The organism is Anabaena sp. TISTR 8404 (assembly GCF_056847745.1).
Genome location: NZ_CP180578.1, coordinates 39,291 through 54,580, shown reverse-complemented (window position 1 = coordinate 54,580; position 15,290 = coordinate 39,291). Strand labels below are relative to the sequence as shown.

The following is a 15,290-nucleotide window of genomic DNA, read 5'->3' as shown; positions in this document are numbered from 1 at the left end:
CTAACGAAGAGAATCTCCCCTGCGGTATTCGGCGGTAATATCGTCGAGTTTTTGTTTTAAATTGTCGTCAAGTTTTACTTCCACAGCTTTAAGAGTGTCATTCAGTTGTTCTGGACGACTAGCACCAATAATGGGAGCAGTAATAATTGGATTAGCCAGAACCCAAGCTAAGGCTAAGGTTGTCAAAGATAAGCCAGCATGATCTGCTACTGTGCGTAATTCCTCGACAGTATTGAATTCGCGATCGCGCCAGTAGCGTTCTTGATAACGTTCCGCAGCAGTACCCAAGGTGAAACGAGTACCAGAGGTAGGGCCTTGAGCGAAATTGTGTTTTCCTGTCAGCAAACCACCCGCCAAAGGATTGTAAGGAATTACACCCAGTCCTTCTTCTTTTGCTAGGGGTAATAGTTCTCGCTCAATTTCGCGGAATAACAGATTGTAGCGTGGTTGAATCGATACGAAGCGAGTCAAATTTCGCACATCGGCGCGACCCAAAGCACGGGCTAGTCGATAAGCGAGGAAATTAGAAACCCCGATATAATGTACTTTACCAGCACGAACTACTGTATCTAGTGCTTCTAGGGTTTCATCCAGAGGAGTTGAAGCATCATCTGAGTGCAATTGATACAAGTCAACATAATCTGTTCCCAATCTTCTTAAAGAAGCATCGATCGCATCTAATATATGTTTGCGTGAAGCACCTTGATCCCAAGGCGCAGGGCCAACTCGCCCTACGCACTTGGTAGCCAGTATAAAATGTTCACGTTTACCTTTCAGCCAGCGTCCAATAATTTCTTCGGTACGTCCAGCAGTAGTCAGTCCACCACCTAAGGGATAAACATCGGCTGTATCCAAAAAGTTAATTCCTGCATCGGCGGCGGTATCGAGAATCTGCCTGGAGGTTTCTTCGTCTGTCTGCAAACCGAAGGTCATTGTACCTAAACACAGGCGCGAAACAGTCAATCCGGTTTGACCGAGCTTAGTTGTTGGTAATGTCATAGTTGTTGCTGAAATTGGGTATGGATATAGATTCAATACGGTTCAGTTAATCAAAAATTGTGACTCCTGAAGTGTATGTTTAAGAAATTAGCGGTGGTCAGATCCCCGACTTCTTAAAGAAGTCGGGGATCTCGCAGCCTTTCTATAGAATTTAAGCCACTACCAAACTCTTATCTGCTTGTGGGGATTCGATGTTACCTACTTTCGATTCAATCGCTGTACCCTTGAAGAAATCAGGGTTAGCTTCGGTATAGAACTTGTAGGGATTACCAAATACATAGGCTTTGAAGTCTTCTTCCGAAATTATGCCTTCTTTCACAAGTTCCCAGCTTTCAGCCAATGGAGAGGTGAGATCAGGCACATCCCAGTGACCAACGTCTGAGGAATAGATGGCGTTGATTTTCACACTCAATGGATTGGCTTTGTCGTTGAATGCTGCGGCGATGGTGCGGTCATCAGACTCGGAACCAAAGAAGAAACTGTTCACCCAGCGATCGCGAATGTCTTCAATGGTTTCAATCCCGGCGGCGGCAAAATCTTCAAGTTCGCTACCAATTGGCGAACGGCTATGACGGCTAAAAGAAGAACCCAGTACAGTCTTGGTTAATTCTTCTTTACTAAGGGAATATCCTTGAGTAATTTCGCCGCCGAAACGCTCAAACAACTCAAACAACTCATCTGCATTGGTCAATTCTGGATTATAGTTTTGCAGTGCCTTGATATTGCGCTTAGAGAAGCGATCCACCAAATGGATGTAAACGTGAGCGCCCCAATCTGCACCACCTTCGAGCATACCGACGCGCAACAGGGGAAAACGTCTGGTAACGCCACCAAAGAACAACGCCTTCGCAAATGCTTGAGAACCATCGGCGAAGTGACCAATATGGTTGTTCATATAGTTACTGATGGAAGAGCGTCCAGTCCAACCTTGGCTACCGTAGTGGGTGGTAATAGGTACACCTAATTCAACAGCTTTTGCCCAGAAAGGATCGTAGTCGTATTCGCTATCCAAGCCGTAAAAGTCAATGTAAGAAGCATACTTGGCGATTTCAGGAAATTGATCTGCGGGATATTTATCTGCGATCGCCTTAATTGGACGTTTCACACCACCAGGAATATTTGCTACTTTTAATCCTAGGGTTTTTACAGCAAACTCTAACTCTTCAATAGCTTCTTGAGGAGTAGTCATCGGGATACCAGCTACCACCGTCAAGCGATCGCTATATTTGCGATAGATATCAGCGTGGTAGTGATTGACTGCACGTTGTAGTGCCTGACGGTGTTCTGGTCTGGCTCCTGCTGGCGCAAGCACATTGTTGGGGAACAATACAGAATAGTCTGAACCTTGTTCTGCCTGACGTTCATAGAGCAGTGCAGGGAGGGTGTAAGTAGCGAGATCTAGAGTATTACGTGTTACTCTCGCCCACCAAGGCGATCGAATTGTGCGATTGTATTGGCGTTCTTCTGGAGTTTGTTGATACCAGTCTTTACCGTTGCTCTTGGAGTTAAGACGAGAAGATTCTGCCTTGCGTAATTCGTCTACTAGCTTTGAACCACCGTAATTAGAGATGTAATCTTCCAAAGCTGGGGTGAAATCATTAGTGTGAACGTCGGTGTCGATTACCGGATAATCAAGGGTTGCTCTGATTGCGGCAGAGGGAGAAGTTTTCAATCTGCTATATTCAACCATATTTTTTTCCTTCAAAAAATCACAGGTTTTTCCGAGCATCCAATGGAGCGTAGGATTGTTCAATGACAAACTTTTCAACTTCTGTAGGGCGGAGATCTACAGAAGGAAGGCTTTAAAAGATGTGGCTTATCCATCTGTAAAACATTGATTTATGTGGTGTTAATGAATCATGGGATGACATTTGATGTCTTGAAATCTCAAACTTCTTACTCTCTGCGACTCTGCGTGAGGTAAATCATCCCGAAATTATCCAATACCGATTTATGCCAACACCAATCTTTCATCCCGTTGTTTAACCGCAAAACGATTCTCTGGACGACGCAGACCGAGGTTTTCTCGCAAGGTACGACCTTCGTATTCGGTACGGAATAGGCCGCGTTTCTGGAGGACAGGAACGACTAAGTTCACGAAGTCATCCAACCCTGTGGGAAGAATTGGTGGCATAATATTAAAGCCATCGGCTGCACCATTGTTGAACCATTCTTCTAGTTGGTCGGCAATAGTTTCAGGAGTACCAATTATGGTGCGATGACCTCTTGCTGTAGCAAGAGCAAGATACAACTGGCGTAGTGTCAAAGTGCTACGCGTAGCTAAATCTTTGACTAGTTTCAGACGACTCTTGTTGTTGTTGGTGTCGCTGGGTAGTTCGGGGGCTAGATCATCTAAAGAATACTTCGACAAATCCACACCTTTGTAATACGTCTTTAAAATACCCCAGGCTACATCAGGATGAATCAAAGATTGTAGGAATTCGTACTTTTCTTGCGCTTCTTCTTCAGTACGGCCAATGATGGGGAAAGCCCCAGGCATGATTTTTAGATCTTCTGGAGAACGTCCGTATTTCGCTAACCTACCTTTGATATCGGCGTAAAATTCCTGAGCATCGGCTAGGGTTTGATTGGCTGTGAATATAACTTCGGCTGTCTGTGCTGCCAGTTCCCGACCAGCTTCTGAGGCTCCAGCTTGCACAATCACCGGATAACCTTGCGGCGGACGACCTACGTTCAAAGGCCCTCTCACAGAAAAATGTTTGCCTTTGTGGTTGAGTGTATGCAGTTTGTTGGGATCGAAATAAATACCAGATTCTTTGTCTCGGATGAAGGCATCATCTTCCCAACTATCCCAAAGTCCTTTTACCACTTCCACAAATTCTTCAGCACGTTCATAACGCTGGCTATGTTCTGGATGATGCTCAAGACCGAAATTAGCAGCAGCATTTTCATTGCCTGTGGTGACTACATTCCAGCCTGCCCGGCCGTTACTCAAGTAATCTAGAGAGGCGAACTTACGTGCGAGGGTATAGGGTTCTTCGTATGTAGTTGAAGCGGTGGCAATAAACCCAATATTTTGGGTTACAGCAGACAAGGCTGAGAAGAGGGTGACTGGCTCGAAATACACAAGTTTACCATTGCGTTTCTGAGTTTCGGGAGCGCCACCCCAGACTCCTGGGCTATCTGCTAGAAAAACTGCATCAAACAAGCCACGTTCGGCGGTTTGGGTAATTTCTTTGTAATGCTCAAAATTGAACCCAGCATCTGCTTGTGCATCGGGATGCCGCCATGCGGAAACATGATGTCCAGTGGCTTGAATAAATGCACCTAAACGAAACTTGCGTGTTTTGCTCATCTGCTTTTTTCTTTTCTATGCGTCTAGCTAATAATTTTTCGTGCAACGTCATTTATTCGACTGCTGCGCCGAGAGATTTATGAGAAGTTGACAAGATTAGGCTCTTAACGACTAACATCTGCCCAAAAACTACTCAAATGGCAGAGCGATAAAATTCTTTTCTTGTAAAGCTTTCAAAGGTTTGTATCTGGCATTCAGGTAAGCTATTACGCCTTTAAATTACACAATCAAGGAATGAGGTTCGTTAACAGTCAATAGTCAACAATCAACCCGAAAAAATGTGCAAGTTTAGATGCGATATGGCTTATTCACCTTTTGCTAGACACTAAATGTATTAATGAAATGCTCTTTCAACAACAAAACTTGTTTGCAGAAGCTGAATAATTGCTCTACAAGAAATGAAATAACCAAACTGGAAGTAAGGTTAAGACCACAGCAGAACTAGTAATGCTGCTGCTTGGCGCTCGATTTACCACACATTTATGTAGCAATCTGACTTAGCATATACAGTTTACACAGATAGATACAAAAAATATGTGCTGTGCAACACAATATCATGAATGGCTAATTGTTAGTTTATCGAATATTAAGTATTACAAACTAATAAGCTACTGAGTAGCTCAGGATGATGTATCCTGCTACAAGGCAGCATTGCTCTCAAATTAGTCATCTCTTGACAGCAGCACTTTTAAAACAGAGCATTGCATATATGGATAGGACTTATTTGGTCAACACAGTGATGCGATCGCAAAGTTATACCAATTTCTCAATCAATTCATAGCAGGTGCAGTACCACCAGTGCAGATGTACAGCACAAACACCTAATAAATGACGTATTTTTTATCACTCGTTTTAGGCTAATGCACGATTAATTGCCTCTTCTGGGCCAACTAAAGATAAGTAAGGTTCTTGTAAAAACTTACTAGCAGCTGCCTTGGCATCCTCAACGCTTACAGCAGCAATTAGCTCTTGAAATTGGCTATCAAAATCGATACCCAAGCCTAAAATTTCATACCAACCGTAAATCTGCGCAATTTGCCCGTTAGTTTGTTTACCTAAAGCATACTGTCCGAGAATTTTATTTTTAGCAGCTTGGAATGCGTTAGCTGATACTTCTGTAGTACAAAGTAAATCTACTTCTGTCCGCAGTCCTTCTAAAGCAATGGTGGTATTTTCTGGGGCTGTACCCATATAGACTACGAAGGAACCAGGATACAACCTAGTTGGATAAAATGCTGAAACTTCGTAAGCCAAGCCGCGCTTTTCGCGCAATTCTACAAATAAACGGCTCGATAAGCCATTGCCTAAGTAGGTAGAAAGCAGTTTCAGCGAGGCATAGTCTGGAGAACTGACTGCTGTACCTAAATAACCCAACATCACAATTGATTGTTGTGTTTGTAGTGGTTTTAGTAGATGTTTGGGTTGTACTTGAATTTCTGGTAAATTCAGGACGGGTAGTGGTTGTGCAGGTACTTGCCAGTCACCAAACACTTGCTCGACTAGTGTTACTGCTTCTGTTAAAGTAATTCGTCCGGCAATACTTACTACCAAATTGTCTGGACGAAAATGAGTTTGGTGATATTGCACTAAGTCTTGGCGGGTAATGCGGCTCATTGTGGTTTCATCTCCTAGCAATGACTTGGCGTAGGGATGGTTTTGGTATATTGCTTGCCGCATTTGCTCAAAAGCCAGAGTAAAAGGCTGTTCTTTTTGAGAGCGAATATCTTGTAGTGCTAAACGCCGTTCTAATTCTACTTGTGCTTCGGGAAAGGTAGGCGATCGCAAAATTTTCCCGGTCAGTGCTAATATCTCAGGAAAGTCTGAGGTGACTGTCTTCAACGACAACAAGAAATAATCTGTAGAGGTATCTGCACTCAAACTTGCGCCGACAGACTCAACTTGTTCGGCAATTTCCAAGCTCGACAGTCCGTCACATCCTTTTGTCATCACGGCGGAAAGTAAATGTGCTAACCCCGCCTGTTCTGGTTTTTCGTAACAACTACCAGCACGCAGAAAAATTCGCCCAGCAATAATGTCCGCAGCTGGATTTTCTGCTACCAACACTACAATGCCATTGTTGAGTACAGTCCGATGGATAAGGGAGTGAGAAAGGGAGGGTTTTACAGTTGGAGTCATTTGTCAATAGTCAATAGTCAATGGTCAATGGTCAATAGTCAATAGTGATTGATTTTTCTCCCCTGCTCCCTGCCTTCGGTTGATGAGCTTATCCTAGAGCATAGCCGTTCGCGCAGCGTCTCCGACAGGAGAAGGGCGCAGCCGAACCACTGCCTTCTACTTAACATGGTTTCATGATAGTAACTGCATAATTCTCTGGTGAAAGATACTGTTTAGCAAATTGTTGCAGTTCTTGGGTAGTAAATGACTGAATTTGCTGGGGATAAGTTATCGCCACTTCGGCTTGGGCAATGGTGTTGTAGTAACCATACAGTCCTGTGAGTTGATTTGGTGTTTCCGTCGAAAAGGCATACTCATTACATAGCAGCCTACGCATTCTAGCTAATTCTTGTGCGCTCATTCCTTCGGTTTGCAAATCATACAAATGATTGCGAATTAAGTACTCAACTTTTTCTAAGTTTTCTGGCTCTAACCAAACAGTAATTGTAAATAAACTTGATTCTCTTTGTAGAGAAAAATTACTACAAACTCCTTGTACTAATTGTTGTTCTTCGCGCAAATCACGTACTAAGCGTGAAGTCCGTCCTTCTGTTAAGAATACAGATAACACATCTAAACCGTAACCTGTGCGGAGTTGCTCAACTCCGGGTGCAGTCCAAGCCATTAGTAACCGTGCTTGCTCCATGCGTGGTAAACACAGTTCTTGACGTTGTATACCTTTGATAATTGGTTGTGTTACCTTGATTGACTGTGGACAGTCAACAGGTTCGGCAAATTTAGCAAATGATTTATTTACTAATTCCCAAGCTTTTTCTTGCTCAATTCCGCCGACTATTACCACTGTCATGTTTTCTGGTTGGTAGTGAGCGCGATGAAAACAGCGCATATCGTCGGGTGACTGCTGCATGAGTTCCATCTCTGTACCCAGCACCGAACGTCCATAAGGATGGTGTTGATATACATTTTTAATCAGAGACTGAATTCCTAGCCAGTCAGGATCATCATAGCAAGAGCGAATTTCTTCTAACACCACATCCCGTTCGCGGACAAATTCATCCTCAGGAATTGCGGCATTTACGAGTAGTTCTGCCAAATAAGGCAATGTATCTTCTAAATAAGGTGCAGCCGTCGTCACGCAGTAATGAGCATAGTCGTGACTAGTCGCAGCATTACTCACACCACCACGGTTCTCAATTTTGTGATCAAATGCTCCTGGGGCTAGTGTTGCTGTCCCTTTAAAAATCATGTGTTCTAAAAAATGAGCCATCCCAAACCACGGTTCTGGCTCTCTGGCTGCTCCAGCACGCACCCATACATCTGCCACAACTACAGGGGTAGTCGGAATCTCTTGATGAATAAACGTTAAACCATTGTCGAGTCGGAAAATCGAAGCTGGAAAAACCGGATGAATTAATTGTTGTGACAATTTTTTGTAGATTTAACCACAATTTAACGTAATTTTGTCATCTTAACCCTTAACGAAACCTAAATTAGAATCATTTGATACAGATTTATTTTTATTAATAATGTAAATCAATTTACTTGAATATACTCTTAAGTTCTGGGGCTGAGAAAGCAGGAGTGAATCATCTCTGCTATGAGTTAAAATTCATCAAATCTCTGAGTAAAGGTTTAATCCTAGATATAGTAATCATATTTAATTGATAAACTACCGCCAGAAGTAGCACAGAAATTTAGTTACAACTTCTAAAATAATTGCTACATCTTGTAAAGTTTCAACTAAAAACTGTGTGTACCCAGTTTTCAATTTATTTTTTTGACTGTTGACGGTTAACACTCAAGAAAAACTGTTGTGCCAATGCCCATAATTAAAGCTCCCAAGTTTTAATTAAAACTTGGGAGCTTTAAATTTTAAGTTCACCACAACGCCGTTTTACCTAAGTTTATGACCTGGTTAAACCAGGTGGGAACCGATGTTGCTCGTTTAAAGTTTCCGGGTACATGCCCGGTCTACTGCCACAAGAACTATTTAATTCCCTTTTCTTTAAAGACATAGATCAAAAAACTTGATGGCAGTCACCAACGTCGCAGTGCAACTAACTCATTATAACTTTCTAAAACGACTTGTGTGTCTAATATAAAAATTTTCTGACGAATTTAACTGGGATACCAAATAGATTCTAGGGTTTGGGCTAGATAATTTGCTGTTTCTGGGTTATGTTCATCTAATAAAACAGTGACGTGTCCCAACTTCCGCCCCGGACGCGATTCGGTTTTACCGTACCAGTGAACAGTTGCTTGAGAAATTGCGGCTAGTTGTTGGCGTTGGTTTTGATAGTCACTCTCGGAATTTTCATATCCTAGCAGGTTAACCATAATCGCCATTTTACAGTGTAAAGCAGGATTGCCCAAAGGTAGACCACACACGGCTCTGAGGTGTTGTTCAAATTGGGAAGTCTCGCAAGCATCGATGGAGAAATGTCCCGAATTGTGGGTGCGAGGAGCAATTTCATTGACTAAGACTTTGCCATCTGTGGTGAGAAATAGCTCAATGCCAAAAACGCCGACAACTTCCAGACTATTTAATAGAGTGTGAGCGATCGCTTGACTTTGTTCTACTTGATTAGGTGTAATATCCGCAGGTGCTATAACTCGCCGACATACCTGTTGTTCTTGTTGAGTTTCTACCACTGGATAGATGACAATTTCACCATTGACAGAACGGGCTGCTATTACGGCTAGTTCTCGTTCAAATAAAACGAATTCTTCAATTAAATATTGTGATTGATTTGCTGTTTGAGATAGTTTCTCCTGTAAACTAGCTAAATCTTGAATAATAAATGTTCCTTGACCGTCATATCCATGACGACGGGATTTTAAAACAACAGGAAAATCTAAATGCTCTAGCTTCGATGCTAAATTCTCTACATCATCGACAGCAAAAAATTGCGGTACAGGTAAGCCTATATCCCTTAAATAGCAACGTTGATGATATTTATCTAATAGCGGTGATAAAGCTGCTAACCTAGGACGAAAACACACACCTTGATTTGCTAATAACGATAAAGCATCAAGGTCAACAAATTCATTTTCAAAGGTGATGACATCACTTTTCTGAGCTAAAGTTTCTGTTGCTTTCGCATCATCAATTGCTGCAAAAACTGTATCCTGGGCAATACTAACTGCGGGATCAGATGCACTAGGAGTCTGCACTACTAATTCTACTCCTAATTTGTTCGCTGCATCCCCCATCATCCAGGCTAGTTGCCCACCACCAATTACACCAACACGCTTCATCGACATCCTAAAGATTCACGAGTTTCTACGCCAGTTTTGGAATTTACTCCACTGGCTTTACTGCACAGTTCTTTGATTTGCGCTTTATCCAAAACTGCATCAGTGAAGTCTGCACCTTGAATATTCACATCCGTAAACAGGGCGCGAAGTAACAACGCTTCTTTAAAAACGGCATCGCTCAAATCAGCCCCTGTTAAGTTTACCTGATCGACCATCGCATTTGTTAAATCTGCTTGGTGAAGATTCGCTTTTGTCATCACGGAAGCACTCATGACTGCGCCACGCAAGTCTGCACCTTCAAAGTTAGCCATTTCCATGTTGGCGTTAGAAAATTCCGCAGCTTGCAAAGTTTGTCCAGAAAAATCGCGTCTAGCTAACTGTGCATTACTAAATGACAGTGGATGAGTCCAGTCTACGGCTAGGGCTGGATGAGGTAGGAGGAAGAGAGTAAAAATACTTAGAGTCAGAGCCTTAGTATTTGTTATTACTGTGTAGTTATTTTTGCTCAGGCGAATCAGGCAAAATAAGAAAATTCCTAAAAGTAATGTTAATCCTAGCTGCCAAAACATATTTGTTTTTTAGATGTTGTCGATTTCTTTAGCTTAACATTTTGTAATTTAAACCAAGCGATCGCCTAAATAAAGTGCTGAGTAGACTAAGCATAGGCTGAGCATTTTCAATCAACTGAGGATTTATTATTGAATGCCCACCTTACAGATACTTCAGTTTTTCCCAAAATCCAATAAAAGTTTTATATAACTAAAGGCTGATTTTGTAACACTCAATATAATTCACAGCAAATACTCACTCTTAAACAAGGAAATGTTAGTAAGGACTATATTAATACTCTTGTATATGGATATCTCTACTTATACCCTGTTGTATACCTATGCTTTATCCCTCTTGTCTAGGCATATCCCTATATTTACCCTAATGTGTAGGCATAGCTCGACCTTTTTGTACAGTGATATCTGCGTTTATACCCTTTTGTATATGGATGTTGTCGGCTATTCTCTCGTGTCTTCCCATATCCTCTTGTACAGGGATGCTTGCATTCATACCCTCTTGTTTAAGCATATCTGCGTACTTACCCTAATGTACAGGCATGGCTTTACCGTCTGGCTTGACAGGCGATCGCTCTTACTTCTCTTACCTTCTTGTACACCCATGCTCAGGCTAATATCTGGCATCCATATACATTTCTTCTAGTACAGCTATGGCATAACGGGCGATCGCGTTCATTCTCTTTACCCTCTTGTACACCCATACTTAGGTTCATCACTTGTATGGCTATACATTCCCCTTAGTACAGTAATGCGGAGCAGACAAGCGCCTCCAATAACCTGACCCTCTTGTATAGTTATGTTCTCCAATTCCTCGCCTTAAATTCTTATAACTATCTCCAGCGTATTTTCCCAACTAATTTCCCACAAATAAAGAAACATCCAGGTTGACTAAATCTGGATGTCCATTTACTCATCCAAAACTATGATTCATAGTTTCTCCCTTAAAAAAGCTGTTGCTTGCTTCGCTGTTTCAACTATCGCCTGGGCTGGTTACAACAGTGACTATATCCCTTTAGCGCAAGCTGTTGCACCTCCAGCAATCGCTTATTTGCTCAATAGAAGTCAAGACACATCCACTAAACCTGAAAGCAAAGATAAGTAGCACTATTGGGGCATCTACAATGCCCCACACAGGAACATCCGCTGTGTTCAAAGTAGGCGATCGCTATCTTTCTGCTATACCCTTTTGTACATAGATGAGCAGCATAACAAGTAGTTAGTCAATCTTAGCTTAACCCTCTTGGACATGGATAATGGAGCAGGCGATCGCGCGTCTTTCCCTCTTGCTTACTTCAAATTTTACCTAAACAGCACAAAATAGTGCTTATTAACTTACTCATTTTTGACTGTTTTTATTGACAGCAAAAAAGTAGCGCATTTTTAGCACTTTTAAAAAATTTATTTTTCTGTTAGCCGTTACTCCCAAGTCGATCTAGCCTGCCTACCAACACTGAGAAAAACTCAGATATGCGACATCCAGAGTTGAGGCCTTTACAGTTTGTTGACGACGCTTTCGGCTAATCTCAACCGCCTTGATGGTTACTAGACCGTTCGAGGTTTTGCATTCCCCTTTACTGTGGGCAGTTACACAGTCAGTCGTTGGCTCACTGTACGCATTGAGGGCATTTTAACGCCGACCACACTTAGCTTCTAGCAGTGGTTGCCTTGCTGAAGGTATTTTACAACGAACCGCTTCAGCGCGATCGCTCCTCACTTCCTGGTTGCGTCCACACCTTCAAATGTGGGCTGACTCCCACCTGTGGACGTAAAACCCTATTTTCGCCCGTAATAGTAGCCCTGCCTGACTTCTGGCTGCGTCCACACACTACTGTTCTTATATAAATTAGATTGTCTGTGGACGTAACGGAAATCTCTGACTGACCTTTTGGCTATTTAATAAATTATTTAAATTTCACCCAATCCTACCACCGAAGATCGCCACGTCCATACCCTCCAAAAAGGGGCTAACTTCTGTGTGTGGACGCAAAACTGCATTTTCGTGCGTATCGATTACCCTGACTGCCTTCTGGCTGCGTCCACACAGTACTGTTCTTATATAAATTAGATTGTCTGTGGACGTAAACTAATTCTCGCTCATGCCCCTTTGGCTATTTACTGATGATTAAAGGTCACCCCACTGCTGCCACTGCCACAACACCCGACATCACATTTCGGAAATTCATGACCTCCTAATTTCAGTCTCACAAGTTGCTGACCCCAGTAAGTCAAAAATTAGGTATCAAACCATATCAGTAAGCAACGGCAGTTTTATGGTAAATCTCTGGCAGTTTCATGGCAGTTTTATGTGAAATCTATGGCTCTTTTATGGCAAGCAGAGGTTTACCAAGGCTGAAGCAACGGCAATTTTATGGCAGTTCTATGGCAGTTTGATGGTAAATCTCTGGTAATTTTATGGCAGTTAACAGCGGCGACTGGCCGCACAGTATGCCTAAATTTTGAAGCAAGTTTTTTTGACTCTCTCATGGGTTGGGGGCGATCGCTCACAACAAATACTACCTAAACACTACGCCTGTAACATAAAACTTCCCCCACTCAGACTATCTACTGGTGGGGCGATGAGGGGCAGCGATCGCCCCAGCTTCACCAAAGCGGTCAGTAAGCCAAGCGATCGCAGAGTGGGAAATTGCAACTGTTAACTTACATCACCAAGTCAATCGCACTGCCACCTTTGAAGAAAGCTCTTGAGGCAGGGGAGGAAGTAGCTTTGTTGAAGGATAATTCTTTCTCCTGTTACTGCACCTTGGAACTAAAAATTTCTTTGCTCAAGCAGTTCTATATTGAAATTAGTTTTTTGAAGTATGTTTGCAACATCAGAGTAGCATTCAGCCTCAATCAACTCATTTACTGCACTGCCTGTCAGCTTACTCCGCTTTAACTTCTTTAATGGCGCTATAGCGTCAGCCATTTCACTCTCACTCTGTTAAAATAACTTATCCTCAAAAAATCCAATTTTTAGCCCAAAATGCGCTGCAAAAATGGCTGAAAAAGGGAACAGCAAAAATAACCGTAGTAAGTACGGTTATTTTATTAACTCACCGAAGAATTGTTGAACACCGCAAAATGCCACTACTGTAAACTATGCTTACACTATGCTTAAACATAGCGTAGACATAGTTTTTGGAAATGGTTTTGAAAGACTTGCAAAAATTTTTGATACCCTAGAATTAGTCTAAGCATATCCTAGACATAGCTTAAGCATAGTACTGGCATATTCTAGAGAAACTGTAGTTGACTATACAATTTAGTGATGAAAACTCTACTAATTACATAGACTTAGAGGAGTTTATAACTGAGCTTTTCAAGCGGAAGGAATTGTTTGAAATTTTCGTTAATTGAGTCGTCCGTCTTGTTATGCAAAGTGAAAATGGAAAAAAGGCGCGTATTAACGTGCAGAAAACTTTCTATGAGAATAAAAATGGAACAGACACAACAAGTATTTTTTTCAATTAAGCGAACAGCAGATAGCATTGACGGACAGATAATTAATTATCTGGGAACAGAACCGTTTGGGTTAGGGAAGTTACCAGAGATAGTGATGCTGACCCTTAAACAACACTGGTCGCCGTTCGCCATTGCGGCTGATGGAGTAGATAAAGAGGTACTCAGACAAAGGGCGATTTGGTCAATCAAGCAATTAGAAGCGCAAGCTGCTTTGATTCGGGAAGTGTTTCTAGAATCTGCTGTTGTGAACGACGCTGTTGTGACCAACAGTGCAGATGAAGTCAAACCCATTTCTACTGGTGATGACCCTTCCGGGGATGAAGAGGATGAAGAGGACGACGGTTTGCTGAATTTTGAACCGTCAGAAGAAATGAAGGAAGTTCACAAATTTTTTGGTGTTGAGTAGTGATGATAAATTGCACTGAAGCGAGTTTGAAAAATCAGTAATTACTCAAGACATCGAGATTGCCTAGGATGTTTGTGGACTTAACTTAAACCCTGGTGATGGCCCTTTGGTTATTGACTTTATTAGCGATCACTCTCCCAAAACATTACTTAAACACTACATCAACACTACACTAGGTAAATTTTATCGTATTTAGCTTCCGTGCAAAACTTAGTGTTTTGCATAATCAAAAAATCATCTTCCTGAAGAGTTTTTATGGAAAAGCACTATTTGATTTTCATTCATGGAATGGGTGAGCATCAGCCCGATGAAAATCCCAATTCCAGCTACGATGACCTATGGGAGCGGTTGATCAAAAAATCGGGAATTAGCAAAGAGAAGTTTGAAGATTCCTTTGAGCGAATCTATACAAACTGGCACGTAGATCCGCTTCAGAAGGCAGCCCATACTATCTTTGATGCAGCATTTCCTCAGATAGAAAAGCAAGTCCTTAACCCTATGCGCGGCATTCGTGGCTTTATCAGCTTTTTTCTAGGTGATGTAATTGCCTACGTGTCTGAAGACGTAAATTTTATCCGCCGCACTGTTTGGTCACAAATCTGGAAAGACCTCAAGCAACCATTATCCCAGGGCGCAACCTACAGTATTATTGCCCATTCTCTCGGCTCAGTGATTGCTTTCGATTATCTATTCCACTTGTTCCATCCTCAAAAGGAAGATGATTTTTCATTCATTCCAAAGCCAGACCCCGTTGCTAGACCTGAAGACAGAAACTTAGAGCCAATAACGATAAAGCCTGAAGAAATCAAACTTTTGAGACAACAATTCCGCCACTTCTTCACAATGGGGTCTCCTATCGGTTTGTTTATGATGCGTAAAGGATCGCTATGGATTGAAGGAGAGCCATTTACTAAACTCCACAATCCAGTACAAGGTGAAGGTCGGTCTTGGTATAACTTTTGGGATAGTGAAGATGCAATTGCTTATCCTTTAGCAGAACTGTTTAAACGAAATCCACAAAACCGAAATCAAATTTTAGTGGACATCCCGGTTGAAACAGGATTTCTGATTTTCGATTCCCATACTGGTTATTGGGACAATTCTGATGTTGCCCAAAAAATTGCTAGTGTTATTGCTTGAACCATTG

The 15,290-nt window shown here is 42.0% G+C and carries 13 protein-coding genes and 1 other RNA gene; 5 read left to right on the top strand and 9 right to left on the bottom strand.

What is annotated here, in order from left to right; translation table 11 throughout:
- The 8 genes from ACMX3D_RS00320 to ACMX3D_RS00285 form a co-directional block, all read right to left on the bottom strand.
- The gene (locus ACMX3D_RS00320; protein WP_482749512.1) at positions 1 to 999 is read right to left on the bottom strand and encodes an aldo/keto reductase; all 999 of its coding nucleotides are present in this window, start codon (positions 997 to 999) and stop codon (positions 1 to 3) included.
- A gap of 151 nt (positions 1,000 to 1,150) precedes the next feature.
- A complete protein-coding gene (locus tag ACMX3D_RS00315; RefSeq protein ID WP_482749511.1) occupies positions 1,151 to 2,689 on the bottom strand; it encodes an amidohydrolase family protein in 1,539 nt (512 codons plus the stop codon).
- 261 nt (positions 2,690 to 2,950) lie between these two features.
- Positions 2,951 to 4,315, bottom strand: coding sequence for an LLM class flavin-dependent oxidoreductase (locus ACMX3D_RS00310; RefSeq protein WP_482749510.1), 1,365 nt, complete (start codon positions 4,313 to 4,315; stop codon positions 2,951 to 2,953).
- Between the two features lie 852 nt (positions 4,316 to 5,167).
- Entirely contained in the window at positions 5,168 to 6,451 is a 1,284-nt protein-coding gene (locus tag ACMX3D_RS00305) for a M16 family metallopeptidase (protein ID WP_482749509.1), read from the bottom strand.
- 160 nt (positions 6,452 to 6,611) lie between these two features.
- Positions 6,612 to 7,877 (bottom strand): M16 family metallopeptidase, encoded by a 1,266-nt coding sequence (locus ACMX3D_RS00300; protein ID WP_482749508.1) that lies wholly within the window; start codon positions 7,875 to 7,877, stop codon positions 6,612 to 6,614.
- A gap of 448 nt (positions 7,878 to 8,325) precedes the next feature.
- Positions 8,326 to 8,509: non-coding RNA, 6S RNA (ssrS, locus tag ACMX3D_RS00295), on the bottom strand.
- Between the two features lie 60 nt (positions 8,510 to 8,569).
- The gene (locus ACMX3D_RS00290; RefSeq protein WP_482752461.1) at positions 8,570 to 9,709 is read right to left on the bottom strand and encodes a 5-(carboxyamino)imidazole ribonucleotide synthase; all 1,140 of its coding nucleotides are present in this window, start codon (positions 9,707 to 9,709) and stop codon (positions 8,570 to 8,572) included.
- Positions 9,706 to 10,278 (bottom strand): pentapeptide repeat-containing protein, encoded by a 573-nt coding sequence (locus ACMX3D_RS00285; protein WP_482749507.1) that lies wholly within the window; start codon positions 10,276 to 10,278, stop codon positions 9,706 to 9,708. The genes ACMX3D_RS00290 and ACMX3D_RS00285 overlap by 4 nt, the downstream gene beginning before the upstream one ends.
- A gap of 919 nt (positions 10,279 to 11,197) precedes the next feature.
- On the opposite strand from ACMX3D_RS00285, the gene ACMX3D_RS00280 reads away from it, so the two are divergent.
- The 3 genes from ACMX3D_RS00280 (at position 11,198) to ACMX3D_RS00270 (ending at position 12,796) form a co-directional block, all read left to right on the top strand.
- Positions 11,198 to 11,377 (top strand): hypothetical protein, encoded by a 180-nt coding sequence (locus ACMX3D_RS00280; protein WP_482749506.1) that lies wholly within the window; start codon positions 11,198 to 11,200, stop codon positions 11,375 to 11,377.
- A 554-nt stretch (positions 11,378 to 11,931) separates the two neighbouring features.
- Positions 11,932 to 12,117 (top strand): hypothetical protein, encoded by a 186-nt coding sequence (locus ACMX3D_RS00275; protein WP_482749460.1) that lies wholly within the window; start codon positions 11,932 to 11,934, stop codon positions 12,115 to 12,117.
- A gap of 526 nt (positions 12,118 to 12,643) precedes the next feature.
- Entirely contained in the window at positions 12,644 to 12,796 is a 153-nt protein-coding gene (locus ACMX3D_RS00270) for a hypothetical protein (RefSeq protein WP_482749505.1), read from the top strand.
- 3 nt (positions 12,797 to 12,799) lie between these two features.
- Here ACMX3D_RS00270 and ACMX3D_RS00265 read toward each other — a convergent pair whose 3' ends face one another.
- A complete protein-coding gene (locus tag ACMX3D_RS00265; RefSeq protein ID WP_482749504.1) occupies positions 12,800 to 12,925 on the bottom strand; it encodes a hypothetical protein in 126 nt (41 codons plus the stop codon).
- Positions 12,926 to 13,711: 786 nt separating this feature from the next.
- Between ACMX3D_RS00265 and ACMX3D_RS00260 the strand changes: the two genes are divergently transcribed.
- Positions 13,712 to 14,143, top strand: coding sequence for a hypothetical protein (locus tag ACMX3D_RS00260; protein WP_482749503.1), 432 nt, complete (start codon positions 13,712 to 13,714; stop codon positions 14,141 to 14,143).
- Between the two features lie 255 nt (positions 14,144 to 14,398).
- Positions 14,399 to 15,283 carry a hypothetical protein gene (locus ACMX3D_RS00255; protein ID WP_482749502.1) on the top strand — a complete coding sequence of 295 codons (885 nt, stop codon included), beginning with the start codon at positions 14,399 to 14,401 and terminating at the stop codon, positions 15,281 to 15,283.
- Positions 15,284 to 15,290 lie beyond the last annotated feature (7 nt).

Bases quoted from the DNA above. Each gene is read 5' to 3' on its own strand.
- ACMX3D_RS00270 (WP_482749505.1), top strand. From the start codon at position 12,644: ATGGCAGTTCTATGGCAGTTTGATGGTAAATCTCTGGTAATTTTATGG.
- ACMX3D_RS00260 (WP_482749503.1), top strand. From the start codon at position 13,712: ATGGAACAGACACAACAAGTATTTTTTTCAATTAAGCGAACAGCAGAT.
- ACMX3D_RS00315 (WP_482749511.1), bottom strand. From the start codon at position 2,689: ATGGTTGAATATAGCAGATTGAAAACTTCTCCCTCTGCCGCAATCAGA.
- ACMX3D_RS00320 (WP_482749512.1), bottom strand. From the start codon at position 999: ATGACATTACCAACAACTAAGCTCGGTCAAACCGGATTGACTGTTTCG.
- ACMX3D_RS00255 (WP_482749502.1), top strand. From the start codon at position 14,399: ATGGAAAAGCACTATTTGATTTTCATTCATGGAATGGGTGAGCATCAG.
- ACMX3D_RS00280 (WP_482749506.1), top strand. From the start codon at position 11,198: ATGATTCATAGTTTCTCCCTTAAAAAAGCTGTTGCTTGCTTCGCTGTT.
- ACMX3D_RS00290 (WP_482752461.1), bottom strand. From the start codon at position 9,709: ATGAAGCGTGTTGGTGTAATTGGTGGTGGGCAACTAGCCTGGATGATG.
- ACMX3D_RS00310 (WP_482749510.1), bottom strand. From the start codon at position 4,315: ATGAGCAAAACACGCAAGTTTCGTTTAGGTGCATTTATTCAAGCCACT.
- ACMX3D_RS00285 (WP_482749507.1), bottom strand. From the start codon at position 10,278: ATGTTTTGGCAGCTAGGATTAACATTACTTTTAGGAATTTTCTTATTT.
- ACMX3D_RS00305 (WP_482749509.1), bottom strand. From the start codon at position 6,451: ATGACTCCAACTGTAAAACCCTCCCTTTCTCACTCCCTTATCCATCGG.